Raw genomic sequence first — 13,283 nt, 5'->3', positions numbered from 1 at the left:
TTGCTCCCGGGCTCACATCAGTAAGAAGGCCGCAGTTTGTCGCCCGCCGCGTGAACAGCCTCGCGCAGAAAACCGATGCCGGTACGGCGGTCCAGACGGAACAGGGTGTTGGTGACATAGATATCGTCGCGGATACCCACCACTTCCACCACCTCACTGACACAGCGTCGCCCATCGGGCAGGCGAGCCAGCTGAATGATGACGTCCAGGGCGGCGCAGATCATTTGTCGCAGGGTCTTTTCGGGAATCTGCCGGCCGGTGAGGCCCACCAGCGTTTCCAGACGCAACAAGGCGTCCTGGGCATTGTTGGCGTGAACCGTGCTCATGGAGCCATCGTGACCGGTGTTCATCGCCGTCAGAACATCCAGCACCTCCACACCCCGGATCTCCCCCAGGATGATGCGGTCCGGACGCATCCGCAGGGAGTTGCGGATCAGGTCGCTGGCGCGCACTTCGCCATGCCCTTCGGCATTGGGCGGACGGGTTTCAAGGCGGACCACATGGGGGTGGCTCAGTTGCAACTCGGCAACGTCCTCGATGGTCACCAGCCGCTGATGAGTGTCGATCAATTGGCTGAGGACGTTGAGCATGGTGGTTTTACCGGTGCCCGTACCGCCACTGACCAAGACATTGCAACGCTTGCCCACCGCCTCCTGGAAGAAATCGAAGATCGGCTGGTCAATGGTCTGCATCGCCACCAGGTCGGCACTCTTGAGCATGTCCTTGCGAAACTTCCGGATCGACAGGCACGGCCCGTCCAGAGCGATGGGCGGAATGATCGCGTTGACCCGGCTACCGTCAGGCAAGCGCGCATCCACCATCGGGGACGATTCGTCCAGGCGGCGCCCCAGGGGGGCCAGAATCCGCTGCATGACACGCTCCACATGGTGCGAGTCAATGAAACGCAGGTCCGTGTGGTGCAGCACACCATCGCGCTCGACAAACACCTTGCTCGGCCCGTTGACCAGAATCTCCGTCACGGCACCATCGCGCAGCAAGACCTCCAGCGGGCCAAACCCGGTCAGCTCATCGACCAGTTCCTCGGCAAGCCGCTCCATCTCGTAGCGTGAAATGGCCAGCCGCAACCGGGCGACATACTCGGCAACCTTGTCGACCACAAATTGCGACAACGCCGGGCGAGAACCTTCGAGCAGGTTCCTGCCACTCTCTTCGATGCCATCGATGATGTAGCGATGCAGCACCAGCTTGAGCCCCTGCCCGTCATCCGCAGCACCCTGGGCACGTGAAGAAACGCCAAACAATTTCTCCGGCATTATTTATTCCCCCATAGTCGAGCGAAAAAGCTTTCAGTGGGTTTTTCATAAGCGTCAGAGTGACGGACCAGATGCTCGCCCAGGCGGCGCAATCCAGAGCACAGCGCCTCACGAGGGGCCAGATCGAACAGCGAAACGCCCTGGTTCTTGGCGTTGAGCCGCAACTCCGGGCTGAGCGGCAGTACCGAAATCACCGGCAGGCCGAACGTTTTACCCACGGTTTCCGAGTTGGGTGCCACCGAGCGCAGGTAGCGGTCGATCAACAGCCCGGCGTGTTGCATTTTCATGCCCTTTTCCCGCCACAGGTTGAGCACCGCCAGGTTACGGCGGCACTCCAGCACACTCTGGTCGGAGTACCACAGCAACTGGTCACAGTGGGTGACGAAGGTGCGCAAGGCTTCACTGTCCGGCTGACCGACCAGGTTCACGATGACATGTTGAAAATGCTGACGCAGGGCACTGAGCAGCATGTACAGCTCGGCAGCACTGGACTGTTCAAGGTGATCGTCGGCCTCGGTATAGGCCAGGATGCGCAGGCCACTGTCCGCCGTGGTAAATGCACTGTCGATCAGGGTGGCGTCCAGCCTGCGCAGGTGCCGCAATGCATCACCGAAACTGAACGACGACTCAAGCCCCAGCATCGACAGGCTGTCACCGCGCGGCAACCCCAGATCCAGCAGCAACGTGCGCTGCCCGGCCTTCTGCACCACGGTCGCCAGGTGAGAGGCAATCAGGGCACCATCGCCATCACACTGGGCGCCATAAAGCACCGACAGGCCGCTCATGTTGGGGTTGGGGGTCACCGCCGGCAGGCGTTTGCTCAATCGCCGAACCAGACCCGCCACCTCACTGGAGCGCGAGCCATAGGCCACGAAATCCCTGGCCCCGGCACGCATGGCATTGAGCACCAACTGGTTATCCATACCGTCGCCCAAAGCGACGATCGCCAGCATCGGCTTGGCTTCCAGCGCACCTTCGATCAGCGCACTCTGGTTCATCAGATGCTCACGGTCCAGCCCGACAAAGACCACGCTGGCAAAGGTCACGTCCACCAATGCCAGCAAATCATCCAGGCTGCCACTGCCCGCACTGACCACTTGCCCCAGCGAACCCAGCGCACCTTGCAACCATTCAAGGTCCGTGGGGTTACGGGTGATGGCCAGGAACGTCTGGCTCAGGCTCTGACTCATTGAGATAACCCGCTACGGCGATCGAAATCACCGTTTTCAAGGAAGTACATACGGAAGAAATTCGGGTCGTAATTACGCAGGCCTTCACCCGGAAGCGACGGCAATTGCGCATTGACGGCAAGGGGCTGGACCAGATGCGGCGTCACGATCATGAGCAGCTCACGCTCATCGCGCTGGATCTGCGAGTTACGGAAGAACGCCCCGATGATCGGGATATCGCCCAGGCCGGGGAACTTGTCCACCGACGCAATATTGCTGGAGCTGATCAGCCCGCTGACGACAAAGCTTTCGCCATCGGCCAGGGAAATACTGGTATCGGTACGGCGCACATTGAGCGCAGGGACCGTAGTCCCGGAAATGGTGATACCGGCCGAGAAGTCCAGTTCACTCACTTCAGGGGCCACCTTGAGCAGGATCCGGTCACGCCCGACCACTGTCGGCGTCAGGGTGAGGCGCACGCCATATTCCTTGTATTCAATGGAAATACCGTTGCCATCACCACTGGGCACCGGCACCGGGAACTCGCCACCCGCCAGGAAACTCGCGCTTTGTCCGTTCAATGCCACGAGGCTGGGCCGGGCCAGCGTGTAGGCAAAGCCGCTGCCCTCCATCGCATTGATCATGCCCAGCACCTTGCTGCTGCCGCCGCCCCACACAATATTGAAATTGCTGTTATTCAAACCGATGGCTGGCCGCGTGGAGCCGACCGTACCGGGGGAAACCGTGACATCGGTCACGGTGCCAGGCGAGCCGAACAGGAAGTTGTTGGAGCCTGCTCCGAAGATCGAAGTGCTGGCTTCCTTGAGTTTGGAGCGGCTGACTTCAATGAAACGGATGTCGGTCTGAACCTGACTGGGCAGTGGCGTTTCGGCAGAGGGCACCGGTACGGTGTCGACCATCGAAGCCGTCGCCCGCCCGCGCACAAACACCATGCTCTGCCGAGGCGCGGTCGAACAGGCCGTCCAGACCATCAGACTGGTTGCACCCGGGGCTACGCCTGTCAGCAGAAACCCTTTATTACCGCTGACATAGACATCGGCAACCTTGGGATCGCCCACGGCAATCCGGGTAATGGGCACCGGCGAACCGATGTCCTGCTGTACGCCCTGAGTGACCTCCAGAACCGCCGGCATGGCCGCAAGCCCCGCACAATTGGCGGGGGCTGCCCAACTTGAATCGACGCACAGTCCGGCGAGGAGCAAAAACAACACACTGCGTTTTGAAACCGGCACGAAACGTCGACTCATCAAATGCATCCTTGCTCAATCAGGGAGTTTGTTGCGTAACCTGGTTGCCGCGTATGACTTCGACGGCATGAGGGCGGGCCGCACCGGCATTGCCGGACGGACTCTCCAGGCTCAACTGGTTGAACTGCACCAGATTGCGTCTGGCAGAATCCAGGCGAACGGCAACATCGGGGCGACCAGGCTCACTCGCCCAGTACTCCTGCAGGTTGCCTTCATCCGCACTGCGCACGGCCAGACGCAACACACCGGTCTGGCTGGCCAGCAGCAAACGCGACATCAATGTTTCGGGCACGGCCACCACCACCGTCCGGGCATTGACCCGCCGCTGTTCCAGCTTGAGACGTTCTTCGGCGTTGATGTTTTGGGCAGGCTTGCCATCGCGGGTCGGACCAAGCAGCTCGCCCACACTCAGGATTCTCAAGGCCGGGACGACCACCTGACTGGAACGGGCCGAGCCCTCGGTATCCTGAGGCAGATAAAGCAACACATCGACATAATCGCCCGGGCTGAGTTGCCCGGACGCACCGATGACCTCATCGACGGACAGGGCCAATGCCCGCTCGCCGGGGCGAATCATCCGGGCAAGCGTTCCCCCCGCCTCGAAGCTGCTTTCGCTCAGCCAGGTGCCAGCCGCCAGGCTACGCCAGGTGCTGCGCCCCACGATGTCCTCGATCTTGCTGAAACTCCCGGCAGGCGCCACCTTGAGGCGTTCGATCACCAGATCGTCAGCCGTCAGCGGGGTATAGGCAGGGACATCGCGCGCCAGCACCACAACATTCTGACGCAAGGCATCTTCCACGGGAGGCGGTGCAGGCGCGACCTCTACAGGCGGTGGCGGTGCCTGAACAACCGGCGCTTCCACAGGCGGCGCTGCCGGCTCCTTACTGACGACTATCCCCAGATACCCGGCCAATATCGCGCCGAGCAAGAAAACAATAGCAAGCACCATGGTGATTCGACTGCTCATGGCAACGCTTCCTTTGTCATCGCATGATCACCTCAATCCAACGCATCAACTTCGCAATAGGCAATGAAGAACAATCCCCATGTCGCTATATGAAGGTAGTCCACGTCACTCAAAACGCCATTAAGCCTCTGAAATATCCCTTTCCAGCCCCCGAATGCAGGCACTGAAGAGCACCTATAACTTTGTGATTAATGCTTTATTACGATTGTGGGTTCGCGAGTTGAGGGCAATGCTGTAACTGCAAGGTGATGTACGAAAACAGCTGGTACTACCCGCGCCACGAATGGTGCAAGGAGAATTGAGATGTTCCTTACCAACCTGTACATAAGCATCTACACGCACATTCAGGCCTTTTTGAAAAACAAGGAAGGTGCGTCGGCTATCGAATACGTTCTTCTGGCCGCCATGGTTGCAGTGGCTATCGTGGCTTTCGTTCCCACCATCAGCGCTCAGGTCAAAATCATCTTCAACCAGGTTCTGGTCGCCCTGGGCGGGACAGCGGTCTCTTGATGGGGAAAGGGCAAAGTGTTTAAGATTCCGGGCCGTTACCAACGTTTATAGGTGTATTCATAATGGCCGTCCAACCCCCACGCCAACAGCTGCTCCTGGTTGATGACGAAGAGGACGCCAATGAAGAGCTGGCAGAACTGCTCGAAGGTGAGGGGTTCTGTTGCTTCACTGCGTCCTCGGTCAAGATTGCCCTGCAGCAACTGACCCGTCACCCGGATATCGCCCTGGTCATTACTGACTTGCGGATGCCGGAGGAAAGCGGCATTCAGCTGATCAAGCGCCTGCGCGAACATACTTCGCGCCAGCACCTGCCGGTGATCGTCACCTCGGGTCATGCCGACATGGAAGACGTCAGCGACTTGTTGCGCCTGCAGGTGCTGGACCTGTTCCGCAAGCCGATCTATCACGTTCGCCTGCTGGAAACCCTCAACAATCTGTTCCCAGAGCCGAAAATCTTTCAGGTTCAGTAAACACATCCTTCAAAGAGCCCTCAGGATCCACGGAACTAGCCATACTGCTCGATAGCCAAAGCGAGCAGCTCTCTATAACCGTGATCAGGATGCACATATGAAGGTAGAAAGTTTTTTCGAGTGGCTGGGGCAGACCATCGGAGCGGTGATTCGCTTTGTCGTGGACACCCTGGCATGGCTGTTCAACGGATTCACCCATGCCGGCGGAAACTTCGTGGACGGGCTCTCGCGCACGCTGGGCATGGACACGTCGCTGATCAGCATCGTGGCCCTGGTCATCGGCCTGATGCTGCTGTATTCGGCCATTCGCGCCTTCATGCGCGCCTCGATCATCCTTGGCATCATCTGGCTCGCACTGGGGTTATGGTTGTTGAGCTGGATCATCCACTGACACTCCCCATTTCTTGACTCCCCGGCATTACGGCTACAATGCCCGCCTTGCCGGGAGTCCTCATGTCCACGTTGTCCACCGATTGGCGCCATCGCCCGACTCATCGTCGAGTCTGGGGACTGGCGCTGCCCATGATTCTGTCGAATCTGTCCGTCCCGCTGGTGGCCCTGATCGACACGGCCGTCATCGGTCACCTCCCCCATGCCCATCAGTTGGGAGCCGTGGCCGTAGGTGCCACGCTGTATACCTTTCTGGCCTGGGCCATGGGGTTTCTGCGCATGGGGACCACGGGGTTTGCAGCCCAGGCCGCCGGGCGGGGTGACGGCGCAGCCTTGCGCCAGATCCTGTTACAAGGCCTGCTGCTGGCCATGGGGCTGGCTTTCCTGTTGGGGCTGGTTGCCTTGCCGTTCAGCCATCTGGCGCTGGCCATGATGCAACCTTCGGCCGACTTGCAGCAGATGACCCTGGACTTCTTTCATACCCGCCTGTTCGGCCTGCCTGCGGCCCTGGCCAGCTATGCCCTGGTCGGCTGGTTTCTGGGCACCCAGAATGCCAGGGCCCCGCTGGCGATTCTGCTGATCACCAATGTGGTGAACATCCTCCTCAACCTGTGGTTCGTTCTGGGTCTGGATTGGGGAGTCGTCGGTTCGGCCCGGGCGTCCGTGCTCGCCGAGTGGACCGGGGCACTGACCGGGTTGGCCATGACCCGTCCGGCCCTGCGTGCATGGCCGGGCCGTATCGCCGGAGAAGCCCTGAAACGCTGGAGCAACTGGCAACCTCTGCTGACGGTCAACCGCGACATTTTCATTCGCTCACTGGCCCTTCAATCGGTCATGTTTCTGGTCACGGCACAAGGTGCCCGGCTGGGCGATGCAACGGTCGCCGCCAACGCCCTGTTGCTCAACGGTCTGCTACTGACCTCTCACGCCCTCGATGGCCTCGCTCATGCCGTCGAAGCCTTGTGCGGTCATGCCATCGGCGCTCGCGACCGCACGACATTACGTCGCTCTCTGGTCGTGGCAGGCGGCTGGTCACTGATTGCCAGCACCGCCTTTGCCCTGCTGTTCATGGGCGCTGGCAATCTGTTCATACAGATGCAGACCAACATTCCGGAAGTCCGTGAAACCGCCCTCATCTACCTGCCGTATCTGGCGGTCATGCCCTTGCTGGCCGTCTGGAGCTATTTACTGGACGGCCTGTTCATCGGTGCCACTCGCGCCCGCGAGATGCGCAATGCGATGCTGGTCAGCGTGGCGTTGATAGCCCCGGTTGCCTGGCTGGCCTTCGATCAGGGCAATCATGGACTCTGGCTGACCTTGCTGGCCTTCACGCTGTTGCGCGGTCTAAGCCTGGGAAGCATTGCCTGGCACCTGAGTCGCAAGGACGGCTGGTTTACCCATGCCTGATCAAGTCGCCCCGTCAGGCTCCTGAGTCGCCAATCGACGGGCCAGGCTAATCCGGGGGCTGGTCAAGGTCAGGCCGTCCGAATCGAGCCTGACCTGGCTGGAGCCGATGTTCAGTGATAACTCGCTTCCTTCCTCGAAATACACGGTTGGCCCCGCCTCCAGCCGAAAGCATCGTTTGTTTCCCATGATCATCTGCCAATCCAGTTGCGCCTGAACACTGTCGGAAGGCAATGGCGCCGTTCGAGCAGTCGACGCTGATTCACAGGCACGAGCCTGCAGGCAACCGCTGATCACAGGATGCTCCCTGTCCCCGTCGAGGATACTCACCACGACCTCCATGCCCCCCAGAAAACGAACCTCCAACCCGCTCTTCACCGGCAGCCAACAATCGTTGTAACGCGCGCCCCGCCCCTGAAGTCCCCACTCGAACTGCACCTTGAGGCGACCGGCCGAATCGCGTTCAGCTTCTTGCCCCGGCACACCCACAACCCAGGCACGTTGCAGCCCGGGCGCGCCAGCATTGGGCCGGGGCATGGGCACGCTGAATCCCACCTCCCAGGGCACGCCACGAAACCGATTGGAATAATGCCTTCCCTCTTCACCTTCAGGCCCGGATTCAAGGTAGTGCTGTTCGACACGGGTGATCAGCCACATATGATTCCACTCGATCTGCGGGTGCCCTGTCAGTGGCAACAGCCCCCCCGACCTCACAAAAGGCAGGTCGCTTTCGCCCTCGGCCCGCTGCCTTGAGCGATAACCCGGTAAATCCTGGCCCTTGATAGTCACGGCAAAACGGGTAACACCCGACGCATGTGGCCCTCCCCGCCACAGAGCGGGCGGCGTGCGACGAAAACCCCGCAGGCTATCGCCGAATACCACTTCATGGCGCTCGCGAGAATGAACGAAGTGATAGTGGATACCTTCTTCAGCACACAACCTCTGCACCAGTTGCAGATCGGACTCGTGATATTGCGCGCAATACTCACGCTCACGGCATGGGTCCTTGAGGTCGAAGCGATAACTGCCCTTGTGCAGCCCGTGCTCCTCCAGCACTCGCGCAATGATCTGCGGAGCGGTCATGTGCTGAAAAATGCGCTGGTTATAACGCTGCCCGAGGCAAGCCAGCCGCGGACCGACCCTTAATCGGTAACAGGCAGGGCCTGCACGAAAATGACTGCGCATCGCTCCGTGAATCTGCCCATGAAACCCGTGGTCGCCGCCTTGATAGCCGAGAAAGACCGGCTGGTACATCAGACTCCCCAGGTCCAGGTCGGCACCTTCGTTGACGACCTCCAGATCAAGGACAAAAGGCTGACTGATCGCCTCCGTCCCATGAAACGAAAGGACGGTAAAGCTATGACGCAGGCGAGCGATCTCCAGACGAAAAAGCGGCACGCTGGCTGGATCGGGCATGGGGATGTTCTCTACAGGGGGAAGTCCGGTCGGCGATTCTGGCCGAGAAGCGGAGTCGAGTAGAGAGCAAAAGGCAGAACAGGACGTTACCTACAAGCGGAACGGCCTCAGCCTACACAGAGGGCTTCGCGAATGAATTCGCTACTGAGCGGATTCATTCGCGACAGAAGGATCAAGACGACAGGTAAGAAGACCGTGTCAGCCCCAGGCGCAGCGCATCGAGATACTGCGTGCGCTCACGCGGGCTGATCCTGGCGCTGGCGACCTTGTCCCGGTAATGGGTCATCAGTTCTTCCGGCGACAGGTGCACGTAACGCAACATGTCCTCGATGGTGTCATGGGTTTCGATACCGGCGTGGTAAACGCTGCCATCCGGGTTCTGGTAGATGTTCACCGAGTCGGTGTCGCCGAACAGGTTGTGCATGTCGCCCAGGATTTCCTGATAGGCGCCCACCAGGAAAATCCCCAGCAGGTAATCCTCACCTTCGTTCAGGGCATGCACCGGCATGCTGGTTTCGATGCTTTGCTCATCCACGTACTGGTTGATCTTGCCGTCGGAGTCGCAGGTCAGGTCCTGAAGCACCGCGCGGCGCACCGGCTCCTCGTCCAGGCGATGCAGCGGGATGATCGGCAAGACCTGCCCGATGGCCCAGGTATCCGGCAGGCTCTGGAATACCGAGAAGTTGCAGATGTACTTGTCGGCCAGCTTGTCGTTGAGTTCGTCCAGCACCTGACGATGGGAGCGCTGGCGGGCTTTCAAGGAGTTGTGCAGGCGGCGGCAGACCGCAAAATAGCACTGCTCGCCCAAGGCTTTCTGCGCCAGACTGATCTTGCCGTCGGCATACTGGGTCGCGATATCGCTCATGTAGTGCGTGGCGCGCCAGTAAGTCTCGGTCACCATCTCGATGTCGGTCGGGCCGAGCAGGTCGATCAGCCATTGCACGGTTTCCGGCAGGCTGTCCTTGTCCTCGATCACCGGCACTTCATCGTTGTGCCTTTCGACGTCGGTCACCTGCACCACCAGCATGGCATGGTGGGCGGTCAGCGAGCGGCCGCTTTCAGAGAAGATGTGCGGGTGCGGCAAGCCCTGCGCATCGCAGAACTCCTTGAGCATCCCGACCACGACACCGGCGTAATCGTCCATGTCGTAGTTGATCGAGCTGGCGTTGCGTGAGTGCGTGCCGTCGTAGTCGACACCCAGGCCACCGCCCACGTCGATGTGATCGACCGGCAGGCCCAGGTTGCGCAATTCGCCATAGTAACGAATCGCTTCCTTGAAACCGTGCTGGTAGTCGGCCAGGTTGGCAATCTGCGAGCCCATGTGGAAGTGCAGCAGGCGAATGCCCTGATCCAGGCCCGCCTTGCGGAAGCGCTCGACCACCGACAGCAGCTGTGCAGCAGACAGGCCGAACTTGGACTTTTCGCCACCGGTATCGGCCCATTTGCTCGATGCCAGGGAGGACAGGCGCACGCGCAGCCCCACTTGTGGCGCGACCTTGAGTTCGGCAGCCTCCTCGATCACCAGCTCGACCTCGGATTCCTTCTCGATCACGATGAATACGTTGTGACCCAGCTTCTGCCCCATCAGGGCCAGACGGATGAATTCGCGGTCCTTGTAACCGTTACAGACAATGGTCCCGCCCTTGGGCGCCAGCGCCAGCACCGCCATCAGTTCGGGTTTGGAACCCGCTTCAAGACCGATGGAAACGTTCTGGGTCGCAATGATGTTTTCCACCACCGCTTCCTGCTGGTTGACCTTGATCGGGTAAAGCGCCGTGTAACGGCTCTGGTATTCCAGGCGTGCGATGTTGCTGTCAAAGGCACCGGTCAACTGGCGGACACGGTCCTGCAGAATATCGGGGAAGCGCACCAGCAATGGCAGGGACAAACCGCTCTTGCGCAGGTTGTCGACCTGTTCATAGAGATCGATGGGCGAACTGCCAGGCCCATTGGGACGAACCTCGACACGGCCGGCTTCATTGATCGCGAAATAACCGGCGCCCCAATGGCGGATTCCGTAAACACTGCGGCTGTCCGCAACGGTCCATTGGCTGCCATCGTCTTTACGTGTGCGTCGTACGGACATCGAAGTCCCCTATAAAAATCATGTAGCGCTGGCCGACAACCGACCCGGCGCAGTGTAGAGAGTGGAAATGACGGTTTGACGCGCTGTTCAGCCGCCGGATTTCTTGGCCTTGAAGCCTTTCTTGACCAGCTCGGCCAGCAACAGCTCCACATGATCGCCCTGAATCTCGATCACACCGTCCTTGAGGGCTCCGCCTGTGCCGCAACGCTGCTTGAGCGCCTTGGCCAGTTCCTTGAGCCCGTCCTCGGCCAGCGGCACGCCGGTGATGGTCGTCACGGTCTTGCCACCACGCCCCTTGCTCTCGCGTCGCACGCGCGCAATACCGTCTCCCTCGGGGATAACGTTTTGCTTGCAGGTGCAGGCATCGACAGGCTGACGACATTCAGGGCAATGACGCCCCGCGTCGGTTGAAAATACCAGGCCACCCAGGGCGGCGAAGGATGCGGCTTTTTTAGCCAAGGGAAATCCTCTTGTTGAGGACTGAAAATGGGCCGGGCCCAACGCTGAGCCATCGACCGCGAAGCCCCACTCTGGCAGGGGCAGCGCTACTGGAGCGGCAGGGCCGTTCCAGCTTGAAAAGGTCGCGCAGTGTAACGACAAAAAGCATGCTTGCTAAGAGCCTGAATGCGCCAATTTACTGAACAATTGCGACCTGTTCCAGGTAGCGTTTCAATGCAGCCAGAGAGTCCGGGCAATAGGGTTTTTCAAGGGTTTCATTCAGCACTTGTGCGACAGGAATGAAATGCGCCTGCTGAACCTCTTCCGGCTGCAGGCGCAAAGGCCCGTCCCAGACGGCAGAAAACACCGCACACCAGATCCGGTTACCCGGCTGATCGAAGAAAAACTGTTCATGCTCCTGTAACGGGACACCTTCCACACCCAGTTCTTCTGCAAGCTCGCGAGCCGCTGACTCGGCATAGCTTTCGCCCGCCTGCACCATGCCGCCCGCGGCCACATCCCAGAAACCGGGGTAAATGGCCTTGCTCAGGGTTCGCTGGTGTACGCAGAGTTCACCTGCCGAATTGAACAGCAATATATAGGTGCCTCGCCCGATCAGACCGCGCTCGCGCAACTCGGCCCGACCAAGCGCCCCCAATAATTGATCCTGCTCATCGACCCAGGCGATCTGCTCGGCGTCCGAGGCGGCGCGATGCGCGGCCTCAAGGGAAGAGAACGCCATCAGCCCTGGGACAACAACTGGCGAAGATCGATCACCGCCGCATTGGCCCGCGAAATGTAGTTGGCCATGACCAGCGAGTGGTTGGCGAGCATGCCAAATGCGCCGCCGTTGAGGACCATCGGGCTCCAGAGCGGCTCCTGGGAAGCCTCCAGTTCACGAATGATCTGACGCACACTGACAGTGGCATTCTTCTTGGCCAGCACATCCGCGAAATCCACCTCAATGGCACGCAACAGATGCGACAGCGCCCAGGCCTGACCGCGCGCCTCATAGAAGACGTTGTCGATCTGCAACCACGGGGTTTCCACGATTTCTTCGTCGACCTGCGGCACCTCACCCGGCTTGACCGAGGCAATGGCTTCGGTTTTCAGAGTGCTGTTGAGTTTGACCCGGCCTACGCTGGCCGACAGACGTTGCGACAGGGACCCGAGACGGGTACCGACATCGCCCAGCCAGTTGTTCAGGTTGTCGGCACGCGCATAGAACAGCGCGCCTTTCTGATTCGGATCGGACAAGCGCGCCTGATAACGGCTCAAGGCGTTGATGCCATCCGTGTATTGCGACTCGCTCGACGGCAACACCCAGCTACGGTTGTCGAAGTTGAACAGCGGCTCGGCACGGGCCAGATCGGCATCCTCGGCCGATTGCGACTGCGAACGGGCAAAGTCCTTGCGCAGCGCACGGCTCAGGTCACGCACCTGAACCAGCACGCCATATTCCCAGCTTGGAATGTTGTCCAGCCACAGGCCTGGCGGAAAACGGTCATTGGACAGGTAGCCACCGCGTTTGGTGAGCAATGTCTGGGTGACGCTTTTCAGGGTCTCGACGGTGGTATACCCGATGACCATCTGCCTGCCTTCGCGCTCGGCAGCGGCTTGCGCATTCTGCTGAACGGGGAACAGCGCAGGCTCCTTGCTCCAGTACCAGCCCACAGCCAGGGTGACCAGCAGATAGATCAGGATCAGGGAGCCCAGGGCACGACTGTAGAAAAGGTTGCCCAGATAACCACGCCTCTTGGTCGACGCAGTCTCGGCGGTACGCTCACCCGCGCTGCCTGCGCGGTTCTTCCAATCCAGCATGGTAAGGGTCCTTTCGATCACGGGTTCAGTGCTTCGACCGCAACCTTACAGCAAGGTGCCTTTTGCGGAC

At 60.0% G+C, this 13,283-nt stretch carries 13 protein-coding genes; 4 read left to right on the top strand and 9 right to left on the bottom strand.

What is annotated here, in order from left to right; genetic code table 11:
* Positions 1-17: 17 nt before the first annotated feature.
* From ACIPY9_RS11970 to cpaB, 4 genes are read right to left on the bottom strand one after another with little or no spacing between them, the layout of a single operon-like run.
* Complete coding sequence (locus ACIPY9_RS11970) at positions 18-1,274, bottom strand: CpaF family protein (RefSeq protein ID WP_400700800.1); 1,257 nt, start codon at positions 1,272-1,274, stop codon at positions 18-20.
* Positions 1,274-2,464: a pilus assembly protein gene (locus ACIPY9_RS11965; protein WP_400700797.1), complete on the bottom strand. Its 1,191-nt coding sequence runs from the start codon at positions 2,462-2,464 to the stop codon at positions 1,274-1,276. Before ACIPY9_RS11965 ends, ACIPY9_RS11970 begins: the two co-directional genes overlap by 1 nt.
* A complete protein-coding gene (locus tag ACIPY9_RS11960) occupies positions 2,461-3,711 on the bottom strand; it encodes a type II and III secretion system protein family protein (RefSeq protein WP_400700794.1) in 1,251 nt (416 codons plus the stop codon). The genes ACIPY9_RS11965 and ACIPY9_RS11960 overlap by 4 nt, the downstream gene beginning before the upstream one ends.
* A 19-nt stretch (positions 3,712-3,730) precedes the next feature.
* Positions 3,731-4,678 (bottom strand): Flp pilus assembly protein CpaB, encoded by a 948-nt coding sequence (cpaB, locus tag ACIPY9_RS11955; protein WP_400700791.1) that lies wholly within the window; start codon positions 4,676-4,678, stop codon positions 3,731-3,733.
* A 303-nt stretch (positions 4,679-4,981) separates the two neighbouring features.
* Here cpaB and ACIPY9_RS11950 point away from each other — a divergent pair, with 303 nt between their 5' ends.
* From ACIPY9_RS11950 to ACIPY9_RS11935, 4 genes are all read left to right on the top strand, one after another.
* Positions 4,982-5,188: a Flp family type IVb pilin gene (locus tag ACIPY9_RS11950; protein ID WP_400700788.1), complete on the top strand. Its 207-nt coding sequence runs from the start codon at positions 4,982-4,984 to the stop codon at positions 5,186-5,188.
* Positions 5,189-5,250: 62 nt separating this feature from the next.
* A complete protein-coding gene (locus ACIPY9_RS11945) occupies positions 5,251-5,658 on the top strand; it encodes a response regulator (RefSeq protein WP_400700786.1) in 408 nt (135 codons plus the stop codon).
* A gap of 97 nt (positions 5,659-5,755) precedes the next feature.
* Entirely contained in the window at positions 5,756-6,049 is a 294-nt protein-coding gene (locus tag ACIPY9_RS11940) for a hypothetical protein (RefSeq protein WP_400700783.1), read from the top strand.
* A gap of 62 nt (positions 6,050-6,111) precedes the next feature.
* Positions 6,112-7,455, top strand: a complete 1,344-nt coding sequence (locus tag ACIPY9_RS11935; RefSeq protein WP_400700780.1) for an MATE family efflux transporter — start codon at positions 6,112-6,114, stop codon at positions 7,453-7,455.
* Here the strand turns inward: ACIPY9_RS11935 and ACIPY9_RS11930 are convergent, their stop codons facing one another.
* The 5 genes from ACIPY9_RS11930 to ACIPY9_RS11910 form a co-directional block, all read right to left on the bottom strand.
* Positions 7,456-8,868, bottom strand: coding sequence for a contractile injection system protein, VgrG/Pvc8 family (locus ACIPY9_RS11930; protein ID WP_400700777.1), 1,413 nt, complete (start codon positions 8,866-8,868; stop codon positions 7,456-7,458).
* Between the two features lie 172 nt (positions 8,869-9,040).
* A complete protein-coding gene (gene speA, locus ACIPY9_RS11925; RefSeq protein ID WP_400700774.1) occupies positions 9,041-10,954 on the bottom strand; it encodes an arginine decarboxylase in 1,914 nt (637 codons plus the stop codon).
* 87 nt (positions 10,955-11,041) lie between these two features.
* A complete protein-coding gene (locus tag ACIPY9_RS11920) occupies positions 11,042-11,413 on the bottom strand; it encodes a translation initiation factor Sui1 (RefSeq protein ID WP_025262133.1) in 372 nt (123 codons plus the stop codon).
* 175 nt (positions 11,414-11,588) lie between these two features.
* On the bottom strand, positions 11,589-12,134 hold the full coding sequence (locus ACIPY9_RS11915) for an NUDIX hydrolase (RefSeq protein WP_400700771.1): 546 nt from the start codon (positions 12,132-12,134) through the stop codon (positions 11,589-11,591).
* Positions 12,134-13,213, bottom strand: a complete 1,080-nt coding sequence (locus ACIPY9_RS11910) for a DUF2333 family protein (RefSeq protein ID WP_400700768.1) — start codon at positions 13,211-13,213, stop codon at positions 12,134-12,136. Before ACIPY9_RS11910 ends, ACIPY9_RS11915 begins: the two co-directional genes overlap by 1 nt.
* Between the last annotated feature and the right edge of the window lie 70 nt (positions 13,214-13,283).

It is taken from the genome of Pseudomonas sp. NPDC089734 (assembly GCF_044748865.1).
Lineage (GTDB): Bacteria > Pseudomonadota > Gammaproteobacteria > Pseudomonadales > Pseudomonadaceae > Aquipseudomonas.
The sequence above is the reverse complement of the archived record's forward strand: the minus strand, read 5'-3'. Positions and strand labels throughout refer to the sequence as shown.